We start from the raw sequence: 16,539 nt of genomic DNA, 5'->3' as shown, positions 1-16,539 counted from the left end.
TGGCTCGAGCAGCTTGTCAGCCGGCGGCTGGCGGGTGAGCAACGAAGCGCGGGCGGAACCCGTACTGGGGCACAGCGCGCCCGAAACTTTGTTTGCCGAAGGCGCCCAGAGGCATGCCGGGCATTCCGGCTGCACCCGGGGGAGCAACCATCGGCGTGCCTCCCAGAGACGCGGCCAGCGGGCTAGCCGATGGCGCCGTGGCGGTCCAGGTAGGCGGCACCGAGAGAGTGCCCACCGCTGCGGCCTTACCCAATCCGGCAGCCACGGCGCTGCCAGCGCCGCCGAGCCCGAGTGTAGACCCGAGGGGGCTTGTCAGCGCACCGCTGGCCGCACCTAGCGCGCCCGCCGCAGTCGCGTCCTCGGCGGCATCGGCGGCGAGCATACCGAGGAACGGCGCAATGGTGTTGCTCGGCAAGTAGAGTCCAGACGAAGCGACCGTGTTCCAGATGTTGGCGTTGGGCCCCCATTCCGCCCACAACTTGTCCAGCCACGAAGACCCCGACGCGAGCTGTTCCAGCGTGGTGGGTACCGCGGAGAGCAACTGGGATAGCGATGTGTGCCCGCTGGCAGCCGACCCGCCGCGGGATTGCGCAACCGCGGTGGACTGGGCGGCCACCCCCGCGAGGTTGGTCATCTGCCGCGGCTCGCAGAACCGGCGCAACCGGGTCGTGCTGGCCGAAGCACCCGCGTAGCCAAACATCGCCATCGCGTCCTGTGCCCACATGTCGGCGTACTGGGCCTCGTTCGCCGCGATCGCGGCGGTGTTCTGGCCACAGATGTTGGTGGCGATCAGAGTCATCAGCTGGGCACGGTTTGCTGCGATGACCGCCGGCGGAACTGTTGCGGCGAATGCGCTTTCGTAGGCTCCGGCGGCAGCCATGGCCTGTGCGGCGGTCTGCTCGGCCGCAGCGGCGGTGCTACTCATCCAAGCCACGTAGGGTGCGGCGGACGCCGCCATCGATGCCGATGCGGGTCCGTGCCATTCCTCGCTGGACAGCGACGAAAGAATCGAGCCATACGACAGCGCGGTGGCGCGCAATTCTGCGGCCAATCCGCTCCAGGCTGATGCGGCGGCCAGCATTGGCGCCGCGCCCGGTCCGGAATGCATACGTGCGGAATTGATTTCGGGCGGAAACGTAGCGAAATTAAGTGCGGTGGTCATGATTGGTTCCTCGCTAGCTGGTTGTCGGCGCGTAGGCGGCCTCGATGACCCGGTGGGAGCCGGCGCGGGCCAGCGCCACTGGACCGGTCACTGCAAACGTTGACCGCCCAGAATCAATCGCACGCGTCCGCGAACCCGCGGTGCGTTGCGAAAAGGTTTTTGGGGTAAGCCGATTCAGACGGCAGGAATGCTGCCGGGCGCGGATCGAGGCGGAATGGTCGTCGATCTCGCATGCGGTCTATCGCTGGGACTCACTTCGCTCTCACCTCCTCGCGGCCGGGGCATGCGGGGATGCCGACACACTGCACGCTGGGATGAGAGCCCGGCGAACCACCGAGCGCGGCACCCCTCTCGTCTGAGCTTTGGCACCACACGGCGTATCCGGCCGCAAGGCCGGAAGCCACTTGGGCTCAACCCTTAAGCCGGGAAGAGCTGTCCTGACCCTGGGCGTCTTTCGACGTTCGAGGTCAGTGGCCTGTATCCGTGCAGACGCCTCACCTAGCGAGGTGCTTGCAGAGGCCATGGTGGCACCCAAACCGTTGTGAGTCAACTCAACTGGCGGCAATCGCACGACGGCGGCGAGGTACTCGCCGCAGGTGACCCGCTATGCAGAAGACGGTTTCTTCTCCGCCACCGCGGCGCGGAGCCCTTCGGCGAGGTCTTCGCTCGTCAATTCCCTGAACCGGCGGAGTTGAACTTCGCTGAACTCGGTCAGGTCGCCAGACAGGACCGCATCGAGGTCCGAATCGTCGAGTCGAAAGCTACGGTGGTCACGAGCCTTCTCTACCACGTTCCGCACAAAGCCGGCGTTGCCCAGCAGATCAATACCCCGGATCAGATCGCCATCCTCGGAGTAGTTCTGATCGTTGTAGAACTTTGTGTAGGACGGCAACAACACCTGAGCCTGTTCGTCGGTGATGACGTCCTCATTCTCCCGCCCCATGAGCCGGGTCAGTGCGATGAGCTCTTCCGGGGTGTAGCTGAAGAACTCGATCACCGTCGAAAACCGCCGTCGCAGACCCTGATTCACCTCGAGCATCTTTTCCATCGCTTTGGCGTAGCCGGCGCCGAACACCACCAACTCGTCCCGATGATTCTCCATGTACAACAGCAACGTGTTGATGATGGCGTTGCCGTACGGGTCGCCCTGAGAGTAGCCCTTCTCGTGCAGAGTGTGCATCTCGTCGAAGAAGACAGCGCCACCCAACGCGCCGTCGAGCATCTCCTCGGTGTTCTTCTCCGCATCCGCCATATACCGGCCCAATAGCTTGGTACGGCTCGTCTCCACCACCAGTGGCTTGCGCAACACGGTCAACCCACACAGTTGCTTGGTGAATGCACGCGCCACCGACGTCTTGCCGGTGCCCGGCGGCCCCAGCAGCAAGGTATGCCGCGACGTCACCGGTACCGGGAGACCCATCTTTTCGCGCGCCAGATTCACCTTGGTCGTCGACTTGATGAGTTTGATTTCCCGCTTGGCTTGTTCCATGCCGAGCATTGCGTTGAGTTCGGCATCGCCTTCCGCCAAGTACTTCGCGGCCATCTCGGCGTGCCGCGCAGCCTCGGTCTGGGCGCGCGTCGGGGCACTGTCCGGGTCCCATGGATCTTTGCGCGCCTCAATAGTTTCCGGATCGGTCAACACCAGCCGGAAATTGGGATTGTCCAACGCCTCACGGGCTGGGGTGAACTTCGCGTCGCGTGAGTACACACGGCGCAGGAGCTCAACGCCTTCCTCCTCGCGCCCGACGTGCCGTAGACACATGCCTTGGGTGTACAAGGCGATGTTCGCGGCGCCGGGCACCCGGTCACCCTCGATGGCCTCCTGTGCCCGCCGGAAGGCCTCCTCGAACACTCCGAGCGAGGCCAACGCCGTGGTGGCCATTGCCGCGCCGGCGGCCTTCAGCTCGGGATGGCGCCACGTTGTTGCTTCGGGAAACTGGGACAGTACGTCCGGCCAGCGTTTTGTGCGGAAGTACAGCACCCCACGCACATAGCTGACCAACTCGGAATCGAAGGGATGGCGCGGTTCGGTGGCATCGAGCAGTTCCGCTGCCTCCTGATAGCGTTTGGCCTCTGCGAGAACCGCGGCATACGCGCAGGCTAGGGATTCCACGCTGGTCACCGCGAGTCGCAGAAACAAGCCATCGGAAACTTCGGGCCGGAACTGTAGATCGGTGACTCCGAGACGACGGGTCTCCCAACCGAAGGTTCTTACTGCTGCCCACGCGCCGGCGAGTACTTCGATGCTTTGGTCACCCGCCAATATGCGTGCCAGCCAGGCATCGCACATCCCAGGATCCAGTGTGGTGGCGGTGGTGAACATCTGAGCCGCCACCTGGGGATTGTGGCTGGGCTGTAGTCCATTGACTGAAATCCCCGATGCCAACAGGCCGGCAACCATGGCATTGCGGGCGTCTTCACCGGCTGCTTGCGGGCGTGTCATTGCCCCGGGGACGAACTTGTCGCGTGCTCCAGGTCCTGGGTCACTGGAAGCACCAGCTCGTCCTGCTCACGCAGTTCCCGGCTCGGTATCACCAGCAGGGGACGAGCCACGGGTGCCGGCAAGCTGGCTCGCACCGCATCCAACTGGCGGCCGGTGAGCCGGTTGAGCCCGGTCGTGGCCTCCTTCGGCAGCGGGGCGTCACTGTGATAGCGCACCCATGCCGACACTGCGGGACGCCCATCTCGGGTGGTCAGCCGCAGTGCGACCACAGCCGTCCCAACTTCGGGGATGTCGGCCAGCAATAGCTGATGCAGCGTCTCCGACGTGATATCCGACGGCGTCACCCAGAAGCTGGTCACGTACCCGTTGAAGTGCTTGAGGCGACGCCAGCCCGGGCGACTCCACGTTGGCTCCAGATCAGCCAGTACCGCGGTATCGACGTCGGCCAGCTCCTCGGCAGTGAGCGGTTTGGCAACACAGCTTTGCCCATCCAAATCCTGGGCAAGCCGCTCGGTAGCCACCGCCAATGTCGACGCCACCGAATCACGACACGCCACGGCGGCCACGTTGCGCTGCGGATTCATCCGCAAAACCATCCAGGTGCGACGCCGATCGGTGGCTAGCGGAGCGCCTCCGGGCTCCTCAGAACGCCATCCCTCAGGCCCCCACTCGTCCAGGGAAGCCGAGGCTCTGGCGGCATCGGATGCACCACGTACCACCACCGACACGATGTCGATGCCGTCCAGGCGAATATCGAACTGTCGCAGCCCTTCAGCGACGGCGGCCACCGGGACCACCGCCGAAGTCGCCATCCGGTGTCGATGACGCCCCGACGCATCCTCCTCGCCACCGTCGACGCCAATCACCGAGACCAACTGGCCCCGATACTCGCGCACCCCCACCGGGTCGCGGCCCAGACGACGCTCGTGATCGGTGGCGGGTGTGCAGCCGGCCCCCAACGACGTACCCGGATCGGCTGACCAGTCCCACACCCACGCAGCAACGCCCGACATGAGGGTGAGGCCACGATAGCTGACCAGCGACAACAACGTCACCAACGCCGCGAGGCCGACACCGACCCACCACGCCACCCGATTCTCGCCCTGCCACGACGCTGGGGCGTGGCTGGCCACCACCAAGACCACCACGTCGACCAAAAACACTGCAGTCAAGCGCGGCCACGACAACGCCAGACCCAACCGTCGCTGAGCCTTCATCGCTGCTTCCGTGATCGCCGCATCAATGTTGCCGTACCGAACACCGCGCCGCCTATCAATAGTGCTCCGGTCAATCCCCCGGCGGCCACCCACACTGGCACCATATTGCGTTCAGCGGGCGGTTCCGGGAGAACCAGCGGCGCTGATAGCTGTTTCGGCGGCTCAGCCGGGCCCCTGGGCACGTCCCATGTCAATGCAGCCACCGGGTCAACCACACCGTAGCCGACCTGGTTGTCTACGCCGCGAGCGGGTGGCCGGGCCGTGTGAATCAACCGGTTGATCACCTGGAACGCCGTTAAGTCGGGGAATTTGGAGCGCACGAGCGCAGCTACACCGGAGACGATGGCAGCCGAAAAGCTGGTGCCGGCGGGAACCAACAATTGATTGTCCGGGCCATCAATCGCATTGATCAGTCCGTCGTCGCGGGGCGAAAGTCCGACGACATCGGTTCCCGGCGCCGAGATCGACACCCACGGCCCCGGGATGGTCATTTTGGTCATCGGTTGGCCGTTGGAGTCCACCGCCCCGACCGTCAGGACATAGTCATGGAACCAGGAAGGGGTCACCACCGTGGTGACGGCGTTCCAATCGCGCGGGTCATCGGGCTCCAGGGGATCGAATATCGGGTTTTGCTTGCAGTCTTTCTTGCTGCTGTCGCCGGCCGCTGCAACGATGACCACGTTCTTGTCGACCGCTGCGTAGTGGACTGCGGCCCCTAGAGCGCGCTGATCGATCACATTGCGGGCACTCATGCACATGACGTCGGAGATGTTGATCACCGAGGCCCCCATGTTGGCCGCATGGACGATCGCTCGGGCCATGGTCTCGATGTTGTCGATCTTTTGTTGCGTCTGCGGATCTTCGTCACCGGTATACGGATCCTTGAGCCCGAAGGCCTCGCTCGACTGGCGGATCGCGATCACCTCGACGCCCGGGGCGATACCGCTGAACGCGTCGGGCAGCGGCGGCGGCGCACTCGGAAGCGGGCTACCCGGGTTGAGCGGGTTGTCGATGGCGACTACCTGCCCACCGCCGGAGTAGCTGGGTATGGTGACCGTCCCGCCACCGTGGTTGCCCGCAGGTGCAGGAGGGGCAGGGAATGGCGGTGGCGGTGGCGGCGGCGGTTCTGGCAACGGCGCACCCGGCGGAAGTCCTTCCTCGGGGGGCGGGCCTGGAACCACGGTGACGGTCTGGGGTAACGGTGAAACGGTCACCGTCTTGGGCGGCGGCGGCTTTTCGGTCGTAGGAATCGTGACCGGCCGACGCGGTACCGAGGGAAGCGGCACTGCCCCGTCCGCAGGGACCGCAGCGATCACCGACGCCACGATGGTGCCGTGCGCGTCGCAATCCTGGAGGCCATCACCCGACATCACGTAGTCGCCGCCGGCGATGAGGCGTGGCAACCGCGGATGTGGCGTGACGCCGGTGTCGATGACCGCGACCGTCACCCCGTCGCCGCGAGCGAATTGCCATGCCTCGTTCAGGTTCAGCATGTCCATGTAGCGTGGCTTCAGCCGAAAGTCGCTGCCGGGTAGCACCCCTACCTCGGTGCAGTACGAGTTCTGCTTCATTGGCGCCACCGGGCCCGGTTCGTCATCAGGTGGCAACGCGTCCGGATCGATCGTCGGAGGCGAAATCGCATAGGCCGGCGGCAGGCCGGCTAACGCACCTGAGGCGAGCAGGATTGCGGCGATGGTCGCCCTAACCGTGCGACCACGCCACAACCTGCTGCTACCGGTACCGAATCGCTGCATAGACGTTCATTAGCCACAATGCCAGCGGGAAGATCGGCATCAGGCACAGGTATTCAATCCACTCCACAAACTTGCGGAACAACGGACTGTAGATGGTGTTGGGCACCACAGCCGCCGCTGTCATGCCCGCTGCCGGCAGCAGCACCAAGATCGCCGCGCCGATCGACACCGACCAGGGTGAGGACAATTCCACCGCGTACCGAACGACCACAGCGGCGACGATGATCACGGCAGTGCTGGCCAAGGTGATCGACTGCCAGCGGTCGACGTACGACCGACCGCGCAACAGGAGAAAACCGGACACGAAACCGGTGAGTATCAGCGGCAGCCAACGCTCACTGGTGTGTGGATTGCTCAACGAGGTCAAGCACACCACCATCAGCACACCAAGCCCCACCAACAATCCGCTCAAGAAAGACCGAGCGCGTTCAGCCTGCAGCAGTACATCACGCACCGACGCCGGACCTTCCAAAACGGGAGAGGAGCCGGGGGTGCGGGCCACGGTCGTCGGCAGGTCGGGCCGCGCCTCGAAAACCCATCGGCTGGTGGCCGATGGAAATACCGGCAGCCGGATACCGGAAAACCGACGCGACAGCGCCGGGGCGGCGTGGTAGAGAATCACGCAGGTAAGCACCACGCACGACAGCAGCGTCACCGCACTGCTCGCCGAGACCATCCGCCACAGCGCAGCCAGCGTGGTCAGCCCGCTAACGGTGATGATCGCGGTGTAGATCCCCAACCGCCGGCCCGTAAAGCGCAGGGCCAGCGTGGTGGCGACGCCGAGAACCCCGAAGCCCAGCACAGCCTGGGGAGAGCCCACGGGCCCCGGCGGTGCGGCTGCGGCCGCTATCGTCACGGGCACTATCCCGCTCAGCAGCATGATGTCGGCGACCCGTCGATCCGCGTCAGTCTTGGCTCGCATCAACAGCAGCATGGCTACCGTGAGCATCAAAACGCCGATTATCGCTGCATAGATCGTCGTCAACCATGTGCTGTGATGCCAGCGCCACCAACCCAGCACCCCGGTGGCAATGAGCACTCCAGTGGCCACCATGGACGCGCCGACCTGCACCGCCACGATCGGGTCGATCGAGGCGAACCGTTTGCTGAGATTCGACGAGACCGCGGTGGAGATGTGCTCGATGACCTGCGATCGATGTTCGGTGTCGGGGATGAACCGAATCCAGAGCCGATCGCCGTCATAGACGTCTTGTTCGGTCAACGACTGGGCGACGCGCAACGGCGTGCCGTCAACCAGGCACAACGCCCATCGGCCGCGCCCCGTAGGTTCCAGGGCCGTCTCGCCCAGTTCCCTCAGTCGGCTGTTCACGACTTTCAACAATGGATCGGTCATCACCGAAACCGGGGCATTGGCGTCCAGCAGGACGCCGATCTGCACACCCTCGGCCATGATGCCCACCACGACGGCCTGGGGTGTAGCGACACCCTCAATATCGGCCTGTGGCGCGTCAGCGACCGCCGTCATCGTCTCCCACCCCCTGCCATGGCGGCGTAGGTCTTATCGGTCTCACCCCGTGGGGCCAACGGCGCGAGAGGCTCCGTTGTTATACCCCCCGATGCGCCGCAGCTCCCTGGAAGCTCCGGCTGCACTGACTCGGATCTCATTTGCCTCGCCTCGCGACTAATTAGTTGTGGTGGACATTGCTTTTTAGTTTTGCTGCCGATTTTAGAGCAATATGCCGGCTTCGCATCTCGGACGTATTATCTACGCAAATATGTTGTCGCACTTCGTGTTTCGTCGGGCACGTTCACACCCTGCTGTGAGTTTTCCACTCGCCATAAGGCAGAGTGTCCAACACAGTCTTCACGCCCACTTGCACCAACTGCGGGGTCGCCGGACAGATGGCCAACCAAGCCTCGCCGGAGCCCGCCGTTCGAGCCTGCTGGTACAGCGCGATTCGCCCACCCGAGCCGTCCTTGAGCGACAACACCGAGGCGCTCGGGCCTTTAGCGTCGTCTCGGTACTGGCGCGCGTACACCGCGACCTCAGCCGCGGGATCCGACAACGCCTGTCCGAGCGCGGCCACGGTCGCGGCGCTGATGCCCATTCGCCGCAGGTCGCCACCCGAGAAGACGTTAAAGCCGGATTCCTGCCACTCCTTCGTGGCTTCCAGCATCTCCTCCAGCGGCACGTTGACCGCGTTGATCGCGGCCGCGTCGGCGTGGTGAATCGATTCCAGGCCGTCCATGACCAGTGCGGCGATCGAGGAGGAATCCGTGACGGCCACGTCGTCGACAGTGATGTCGTTGCCAACCCGAACCGCTGATACCCAGTGCTGATTTCGGCGGGCTAGCACCACCCTGAACTCATTGTCCGGGATATCCCGCGAGCCCGGGGGCTGGTCGTCGTCCTCGACAACTCCATAAAGCAGTTTGCCGCGCGATAGCAGCGAGACGACTTCCAGATCAGGCGCGGCGAGCACTCGCATCCGAGCGGCGACCTGTTCATTGACCTCGTCGTCAACGACAATGCCCTGCTCGCGCATCACCGCCATCCCGGGGTGCTCATTGAGCCAGTCGTTGTTGTCAGTGGACACATACGGCCGGCAGCGGAGCTCAGGCGCAACGTGCCGAATGTCTAGCAGCGCCTGAAGCATCCAGAAGCCATCGACGTTGACGGTGATGTCAGTGCGGGTGCTCTGCTGATCCATCCCTATCCCCAGAGGTCCTCGGTTGTTTCGAGTATTTTTCGATTATTTTCGAGCATTTGTTGACTGCAGGAGACGGCAGCACACCCACTCCTTGGTGTGCTGCCGCGCCTGAAGTTCGGTTTTAGGCCCAGCTGGAGCCTACGGCACTGTCGGTGCTCGCCATGTTGTTGCCGGCGGCTTGCACCTTCTGGCCGTGGGCGTTGGCCTGCTGGTAGATCACCGCGAAGTTACGACCCAACTGGGCGATGAACTCCTGGCAAGCCACTGAACCAGCGCCGCCCCAAAAGTCACCAGCAGCCAGCACATCGCGAACGATGGCCTGGTGCTCGGCTTCCAACGATGCGGCCTGCGCGCGGATGAGGGCGCCGTGGGCGTCAACATCCCCGAACTGATAATTAATCGTCATGTCGGTGTGCTCCTAACGTTAGAAAGCGTACGCAGCTGTGCGGTTGGGCGCTAGCTGCCGAGGATTTGCTGGGACGACTGCTCTTGCTGCTCGTAGTGGTTCGCGTCGCGAACCAGACCGTCGCGCACGCCGTGGAGCATGTTCACGATGTTGCGGAAGGCGGTGTTCATCTGCGTCATGGTGTCCATCGACGTCGCCTCGGCCAGACCGCGCCATCCCGCACCCGAGATATTCTGCGCGGATGCCCACATCCGGCGGGCCTCGTCCTCCACTGTCTGGGCGTGCACCTCAAAGCGGCCCGCCATATCCCGCATCGCATGCGGGTCCGTCATAAAACGCGTTGCCATGTTGGCTGTCTCCTTGCTACGAATGCCTAAATCGGAAAATCACTGAATGCCTACATCACTCAGTTTCGTGTGTTGGCGGTGGCCGCATCGGCTACGCGCCAGCGCAACCGCCGACCGAAAAACTACGGATGATCCCCCTTCCGCAAACCGGCGTGTACCGGGTGCCAAACATCGCGTAGACGTCGAAACCGAGCCGCGCTAAAGAAACAGACCTCGAAATAAGCGTGTGCCCGCCGATGCTGTGCAGCGCCCGTCCGTCATGAACCCGAACGCGCCTAAGACCGCCAATCCGGTCAGCCCGCAGAGGACGCGTTGGCCGCCTCGGTGGCCGCGTACGAGCCGGAACTTGTCGCGAGCGTGTTGACGAACATTTCGTGGATAGCCGCGGCTTGGGCACTGACGGCCTGGTACATCTGCGCATGCGCAGCGAACTGAGCTGCGGTCAGCGCTGACACTTCATCAGCGGCTGCGGGCACGACCCCGGTCGTCGGGGCGGCAGCAGCCGCGTTCTGAGCGTTCATTGTCGTGCCGATGCCTTGCAAGTTTGCGGCCGCAGCAGCCAGCGCCTCTGGCTGTGTGGTCACGAACGACATGGTGTTCTCCTCCCTAGTGGTATCCCCAGCAACGACTCTCTGCAGAGAGATTAGATGACTGTCTCGCGCCAAGTAGCGTTCGACGTCACCTGTTCACAAGTGTTCACCTACCGGAGCTGCGAATTCACCTGTGGTAACGCCACAGTAACAGCGTTTTCGTCGGTTGGTGGGTCAGTCGGGAGAGTAGTGGCTGTGTAAATGCTGAGAGCGCCCACCATAGACTTCAAAGGCTCGGTGGGCCGGCTACTTTCAGCGACCGGCCAGCGCATGTGGTGCGCTACCACAAGAACGGCGCAAGACTAGTCCAGCAGTAATGAGACAGTTGCTCGATCGGCTACCGGTCCCACTTCCGGAGGTCATTCCAGAGGTCATCCCAGAGGTCAATCGCCAAGGCCAAGCTCCGCCTCTTCAGGCCGGTGCTGCGGGCAATATGCGTGAATGGCCGCACCAACGAAATAGCCCGACCGATAGCCAGGCATCGTGCTGGTCTCCAGCACATCGTAGGCCACCTGGGTAGGCGTCATGCCGTTGTCGAGCTTCTGGCAGACGAGGTGGGCGCCCTCGATCGCCTGTTCAGGAGTTACGTGGTAGTGGACTCCCTGGGCCTGCAATTCCGCCAAGAAGTTGTCGTCAACAGGGTCGGCAGCGGCCGTCGACGCAGCTCCAACCGCACCTCCAAGCAAGCTCAGCAACGCGACCAGCACGACTCGCAGGCGGACAAACATGTCGGTACTCCCCCTAACTGTGCCTCCGTGGCGGCCCTTCGATCACTAAGCTACGCGACGGTCGCGCCATGTGGGTCGCAGCGGTCAGCCCGCCGGAAGCGGACGGGCCATGATGGTGGGCTTGATCCCGTAGCGAGGACCGGCGCCGAGCCCGCGCCCGGTACCCGCGCCGCCCACGGGCATACCGCCCAGCACGTTGGAGCCTCCTCCGGACTCGGCCGCCGCGGTGATGGGCTCACTAACGGCCTGTACTGCTGGGCGCACTGTCTGCGCGGTTAAGGTTCCTGGCCACGACGCCGGCACCGCGAGTTGTCCGACGTGGGCTCCGGCACCCAGACCGGCCGCCACTTGGCTGCCGGCGCCAACGGCACCGAGCGCTCCGCCGATCGGAGGAGCTGCCGGGAGCGCCGCTGCGGCCGCCGCCGCCGGGCCATCGAGCAACCCCGCCGTTTTGGCCATCTGAACACCAAAGTTGCCCATACCAACGCTGAAGTACGGCAGTCCCTCGGAGTTATAGAACAGGCCCGCGTACGGAGCGTAGCCGTCGATGAGTGTGCCCATGTTGCTCGGCAGCGAGGTCTGCCCGGTCAACAGGAACCAGATCTCGGTCAAAATCGGATTGCCGGACGTAAGTTGCGATAGCCCGCTCGGCGACGCGAGCTGTCCGAGCTGGTTGGTGATCTGGGAGAGGAAACCCTGCAGCGTGCTCTGCGCCGAGGCCGCCGGAGCGGCCTGAGCCGCAGCGACTGCGGCCGCCTGAGTGGTCGTCCCCGCCGGGTTGGCTACCTGCGGAGCCGCAGTAAACGGGTCGACCTGCGTTGCCGTCGCCGACGACCCGGCATAGCTATACATGGTCGCGGCGTCTTGCGCCCACATTTCCGCGTACTGCGCTTCCAGCTGCGCGATCACACCATTGTTCAGACCCAACATGTTGGTCTGTAGCGCTTGGGCCAGCTCCGCGCGATTGGCCGCGATCAGTGGTGGGGGCACGACCCCGGCGAACGCCGCATCGAATGCTGCCGCGGCCGACCGGGCCTGGACGCCCGCACGCTCGGCTTGGACGGCGGTCGTCGCCATCCAGGCCACATAGGGCTCAATGGCCTGGGCCATCTCCGCCGAAGCCGGCCCGATCCATTCTTCGCTGGCTAGCGCAGCGACAACGTTGGCGTAGCCCTGTGCTGCCGACCCGAGTTCGGCGGCCAGCGCGCTCCAGGCCGACGCGGCAGCCACCATGGAGGCTGAACCCGGACCGGCGTACATCATGCCCGAGGTGACCTCGGGCGGTAACGCACCAAAATCGATCGGCATGTCCTGACCTCCTAGCCGGCTGAGGCCGCGTTGGCCGCCTCGGTCGCTGCGTACGAACCCGAGCTGACGCCCAAGGTGTTGACGAACAATTCATGAACTGCCGCAGCTTGCGCACTGACCGCCTGATACATCTGGGCGTGCGCGGCGAACTGTGCCGCGGTCAGAGCAGACACCTCATCGGCTGCCGCCGGCACGACGCCTGTCGTAGGCGCGGCCGCGGCGGCGTTCTGGGAACTCATCGCCGAGCCGATCCCCTGCAAGGTGGCGGCCGCGGCAGCCAGTGCCTCTGGCTGCGCCGTCACATAGGACATGTGATCTCCTTTTCAACACCCCTCCGCTCGCCGAGCCTGGGGATTTGGTTGCTATCAACACTAAGTCGATTGCGCTGCACACCACACCGTGGCCGCGAAATACGCTTGATCGGACACCTTCTGTTCACTCGTTAGCCTCGTTTGCTTCACCTCGATCGACGGGACCATCGCTGCAGGCATGGCCTTACCCTGCCGACGGTGGGCGGGTGAGCACGGTGTAACGGAAGCCATACCGCACACCCAGGTAGCCGGCACGTTGGGAGCCGCGCGATCCGACCGGCAATCCGTGCAGCATCTGGTTCGTCCCGCCCGCCGGCGCCGCTTCCCCGGGCGCGGTCACGAACTTGGTGCTCACTACCTTGGTGGCCGCCTGCTCGGCAGCCCCGGGCGCGCTCACCAGAGTCGAAGGGTTGCCCCAGCTCGACGGTACTGACAGACCGCCGACTTGAGTGGACGACGCGAAGCTCGCCGACGGGTGCCAATTCCAACCACCGGCACCCAATGCGGCAAATTCCGGTGTCGGGTACCAGGCACCGCTCGAACCGGCCGTTGTTCCCAGGCCGGTTTGCAGCTGCTGCGCAATAGACCAACCGAAGTTTCCCAAACCCACCCCGAAGTACGCCTGCAGCGTTTGCCTGAGCGTGTTGTACATCTCGGGGTTAAGCCCGGCGTAATTGTTGTTAGGCGTAGGCAAGCCGTACGTCATGAAATTCCGAACCTGGTTCTGCAGTATCTCCCATACGCCGGGCGAGGACGCGGCAGCCGGTGACACTGCAAGTTGCTGGGCCGCCGCCTGCGGTGCGGCGGCCGAAGACAGCAGCTGGGGGATCGTCGCCGCGGCGCTCTGCGCGGAGTCCCCCGCCGGAGCGGCCACGGCTTGGGCGACAGCAGCTGACTGGTTACCCATCGCGGCGGGCGACGCGGTATTGGGCGGTGACGTAAACCGCGGCAGATTCGTGGCGACCGCCGAAGCGCCGGCATAGTCGTACATGGCCGCGGCGTCCTGTGCCCACATTTCCATGTAGTGAGCTTCGGTCACCGCGATCGCCGGGGTGTTCTGCCCGAAGAAGTTCGTTGCGACCAATGTCATCAGGAGAACCCGGTTGGCTGCGACCACCGGGGGTGGCACCGTCATCACAAACGCCGCCTCGAAGGCGGCCGCGGCCGCGCGCGCGTTGCTGGCGGCCTCCTCCGTCTGTGCGGCCGCATCGCTGAGCCAGCTCACATATGGCGCGACCGCCATCATCATCGACTGCGACGCCGGACCCAGCCACGGCATGCCCGTCAGCTCGGCAATCACCGAGCTGTAGCCCATTGCGGCCGTGCTCAATTCGGCCGCTAGCCCGTCCCAGGCCGAAGCGGCGGCCATCATCGGCCCTGAGCCAGGACCGGCGTACATCCGGCTCGAATTGATCTCGGGCGGCAAGACACCGAAGTCCAACTCAACCCTCCTAGGCGGACCATGATCGCGCTCGCGACCGGGTTACAGCGTTGGCCGCTGGCAGCGATCAGCGAGGAAACGACCCCGCCTGGGAAACCATCACCCCTGACCCCCAACCAGCTTCGTGGACCATACGTAGCGTAACTGCGAAGTTGCTGTGCGCGGGCCGGAATCGGTTGACCCGCTTCCGCTAAGAGCGCAATTGCGGTAACCGCAAATTCATCCTGCGGTTTGTCTTCGCGGCAAAATCGAAATCGCCAGCCGGTAACGCAACAGCCACGTCGAAGTACGTGGTTATCGGCGAATGTGCTTTCAGCCACCGACAACTCGCATCTGGGTGCCCGCACGCGACGGCTGCCTCGTTGCAACCCCGTCGCTTGCCAGACACGGTAGATCACGAGTCAAGGTCGCACTCAGACGACGCCAACTATTCATTCCGCGTAAATCGCCGTTAAGCGACCGTTAATCTTCTCGCCGAGATTGCTGGCCGGCCCCGCACCTAAAAACGCGCACCGGCCACGCGGGCGGCCATCCCCGTCAGTCCTCCTCGAGGATGAGTGCCATCTCGGGACAAGCGGCCACCCCGTCGCGAGCAAGCTGTGCATCCTCGGCCCGCACCGTGTGCTCCTCGAGGATCGAGTAGCCCGAGGCGTCGATCGGGAACAGGTCCGGATCGACCGCATAGCACTGGGCATGACCCACGCACTTGGAACGTTCGAGTCGAATGTTCATCGGACTTCCTCCCTCGACCGAGTGGCACAGCCGGTTGGGACCAGACAGATCGATCCTAGGTAGATTAACTCGGCGATGAAGGCCGAAAAGACCCTCGCCGGTTTCTGCAGCCGCCACGATGTTCGCACGTGCGCACCATCGCCGCCGCCGTGTGGTGGGAACCCCCCGATGGAAGACGTGAGCCGATGAGTACCCCGAGCCAAGGCCAGGACAACGCGTTTTACCTACCACGACTTGAGTATTCGACGTTGCCGTTGGGTGCCGATCGCGGGGTCGGATGGAAGACATTGCGAGATGCCGGGCCCGTGGTGTTTATGAATGGCCACTACTACTTGACCCGTCGCGAAGACGTCCTTGCGGCGCTGCGCAATCCGACGGTGTTCTCATCGCGAATACTGCAGCCGCCCGGCAATCCGCTTCCTGTGCTGCCCTTGGCTTTCGACCCGCCGGAGCACACCCACTACCGCAGGATCCTGCAGCCCTACTTCAGCCCGCACGCATTGAGCAAATCCCGGCCAGTGCTGGAACACCACGCCGCGGACATGATCGCTGGCCTCGCCAGCCAGGGCCAGTGCGAGGCGATGGCCGACTTCGCGCGGCTGTACCCGTTCCAGGTCTTCCTCGACCTCTATGGTCTGCCACTCGAGGATCGCGACCGGGTGATCGCATGGAAGGACGCGATTGTCGGTGACAAGCCCTATCTCACCGGGGAGGAAATCGGAAAATGGCAGCTCGAACTGCTCGAATACCTCATGAAAGCGGTTCAAGACCGGCGGCAAAACCCAGGTACGGACATGTTGTCACGGGTGATCGCCGACCCGGGCGGCTTCACCGATCTTGAGTTGCTCGGCATGAGCCACCTCTTGCTCCTCGCAGGTCTGGACACGGTGACGGCGGCAATCGGGTTCTGTCTTCTCGAGCTGGCTCGCAGGCCGCAACTGCGCGCGGAGCTTCGCGACAATCCCAAGCAGATCAGGGTCTTTATCGAGGAGATCGTTCGCCTAGAGCCGTCAGCGCCGGTAGCCCCCCGGATCACTACCGATTTCGTCAACGTTGGCGGCATGACGCTACCGCCGGGCTCGCAGGTGCGGTTGTGCATGGCCGCAATCAACCGCGACGGCAGCGACGCGATGTCCGGCGATGAGTTGGTCATGGACGGAAAGGTGCACCGGCACTGGGGCTTTGGCGGCGGACCCCACCGCTGTCTGGGATCGCATCTGGCGCGGATCGAACTGACCGTGATCGTCGCGGAATGGTTGAAGACGATCCCCGAGTTCGAACTGGCTCCGGACTACGTTCCCGAAATCGGTTTCCCGGCAAAGACCTTCGCGCTCAAATCGCTGCCTCTGCGGTATCCGGTTACCCCAGTGGCTGCACCGAGTTGATGTCTGGTCGGCGGAGCGCCTTTCCGGCGGTCCAGCAGGCTAC

The 16,539-nt window shown here is 64.1% G+C and carries 15 protein-coding genes and 1 riboswitch; of the genes, 1 reads left to right on the top strand and 14 read right to left on the bottom strand.

Annotated features, from left to right (window positions below; genetic code table 11):
* Nucleotides 1-16: 16 nt before the first annotated feature.
* The 14 genes from F6B93_RS11095 to F6B93_RS11030 all read right to left on the bottom strand — a co-directional run bounded on the left by F6B93_RS11095 (nucleotide 17) and on the right by F6B93_RS11030 (nucleotide 15,111).
* Nucleotides 17-1,162, bottom strand: a complete 1,146-nt coding sequence (locus F6B93_RS11095) for a PPE family protein (RefSeq protein WP_211699143.1) — start codon at nucleotides 1,160-1,162, stop codon at nucleotides 17-19.
* A 339-nt stretch (nucleotides 1,163-1,501) separates the two neighbouring features.
* Nucleotides 1,502-1,675: riboswitch (M-box (ykoK) riboswitch) on the bottom strand.
* A gap of 91 nt (nucleotides 1,676-1,766) precedes the next feature.
* On the bottom strand, nucleotides 1,767-3,605 hold the full coding sequence (gene eccA5 / locus F6B93_RS11090; protein ID WP_211699142.1) for a type VII secretion system ESX-5 AAA family ATPase EccA5: 1,839 nt from the start codon (nucleotides 3,603-3,605) through the stop codon (nucleotides 1,767-1,769).
* On the bottom strand, nucleotides 3,602-4,822 hold the full coding sequence (gene eccE / locus F6B93_RS11085) for a type VII secretion protein EccE (RefSeq protein WP_211699141.1): 1,221 nt from the start codon (nucleotides 4,820-4,822) through the stop codon (nucleotides 3,602-3,604). The genes eccA5 and eccE overlap by 4 nt, the downstream gene beginning before the upstream one ends.
* Nucleotides 4,819-6,576: a type VII secretion-associated serine protease mycosin gene (gene mycP, locus F6B93_RS11080; RefSeq protein ID WP_211699140.1), complete on the bottom strand. Its 1,758-nt coding sequence runs from the start codon at nucleotides 6,574-6,576 to the stop codon at nucleotides 4,819-4,821. Before mycP ends, eccE begins: the two co-directional genes overlap by 4 nt.
* On the bottom strand, nucleotides 6,554-8,062 hold the full coding sequence (gene eccD / locus F6B93_RS11075; protein WP_211699139.1) for a type VII secretion integral membrane protein EccD: 1,509 nt from the start codon (nucleotides 8,060-8,062) through the stop codon (nucleotides 6,554-6,556). Before eccD ends, mycP begins: the two co-directional genes overlap by 23 nt.
* 283 nt (nucleotides 8,063-8,345) lie before the next feature.
* Nucleotides 8,346-9,248: an ESX secretion-associated protein EspG gene (locus tag F6B93_RS11070; RefSeq protein WP_211699138.1), complete on the bottom strand. Its 903-nt coding sequence runs from the start codon at nucleotides 9,246-9,248 to the stop codon at nucleotides 8,346-8,348.
* A gap of 121 nt (nucleotides 9,249-9,369) precedes the next feature.
* A complete protein-coding gene (locus F6B93_RS11065) occupies nucleotides 9,370-9,654 on the bottom strand; it encodes a WXG100 family type VII secretion target (RefSeq protein WP_211696241.1) in 285 nt (94 codons plus the stop codon).
* A 50-nt stretch (nucleotides 9,655-9,704) separates the two neighbouring features.
* Nucleotides 9,705-10,001: a WXG100 family type VII secretion target gene (locus tag F6B93_RS11060; protein WP_211699137.1), complete on the bottom strand. Its 297-nt coding sequence runs from the start codon at nucleotides 9,999-10,001 to the stop codon at nucleotides 9,705-9,707.
* Between the two features lie 293 nt (nucleotides 10,002-10,294).
* The gene (locus F6B93_RS11055; RefSeq protein WP_211699136.1) at nucleotides 10,295-10,594 is read right to left on the bottom strand and encodes a type VII secretion system ESX-5 target PE19; all 300 of its coding nucleotides are present in this window, start codon (nucleotides 10,592-10,594) and stop codon (nucleotides 10,295-10,297) included.
* A 380-nt stretch (nucleotides 10,595-10,974) separates the two neighbouring features.
* Complete coding sequence (locus F6B93_RS11050; protein WP_211699135.1) at nucleotides 10,975-11,319, bottom strand: DUF732 domain-containing protein; 345 nt, start codon at nucleotides 11,317-11,319, stop codon at nucleotides 10,975-10,977.
* Nucleotides 11,320-11,403: 84 nt separating this feature from the next.
* Entirely contained in the window at nucleotides 11,404-12,627 is a 1,224-nt protein-coding gene (locus F6B93_RS11045; protein ID WP_281426149.1) for a PPE family protein, read from the bottom strand.
* 11 nt (nucleotides 12,628-12,638) lie between these two features.
* The gene (locus tag F6B93_RS11040; protein ID WP_211699134.1) at nucleotides 12,639-12,938 is read right to left on the bottom strand and encodes a PE family protein; all 300 of its coding nucleotides are present in this window, start codon (nucleotides 12,936-12,938) and stop codon (nucleotides 12,639-12,641) included.
* Between the two features lie 184 nt (nucleotides 12,939-13,122).
* The gene (locus F6B93_RS11035) at nucleotides 13,123-14,337 is read right to left on the bottom strand and encodes a PPE family protein (RefSeq protein WP_281426163.1); all 1,215 of its coding nucleotides are present in this window, start codon (nucleotides 14,335-14,337) and stop codon (nucleotides 13,123-13,125) included.
* Between the two features lie 579 nt (nucleotides 14,338-14,916).
* Nucleotides 14,917-15,111 (bottom strand): ferredoxin, encoded by a 195-nt coding sequence (locus F6B93_RS11030; protein WP_211699132.1) that lies wholly within the window; start codon nucleotides 15,109-15,111, stop codon nucleotides 14,917-14,919.
* A gap of 185 nt (nucleotides 15,112-15,296) precedes the next feature.
* Here F6B93_RS11030 and F6B93_RS11025 point away from each other — a divergent pair, with 185 nt between their 5' ends.
* Entirely contained in the window at nucleotides 15,297-16,496 is a 1,200-nt protein-coding gene (locus tag F6B93_RS11025) for a cytochrome P450 (protein ID WP_211699131.1), read from the top strand.
* Nucleotides 16,497-16,539: the final 43 nt, after the last annotated feature.

Origin of the sequence: Mycobacterium spongiae, assembly GCF_018278905.1 — a bacterium.
GTDB lineage: Bacteria > Actinomycetota > Actinomycetes > Mycobacteriales > Mycobacteriaceae > Mycobacterium > Mycobacterium spongiae.
Note: the sequence above shows the minus strand (reverse complement) of the source record. Positions and strands in the feature narration are given on the sequence as shown.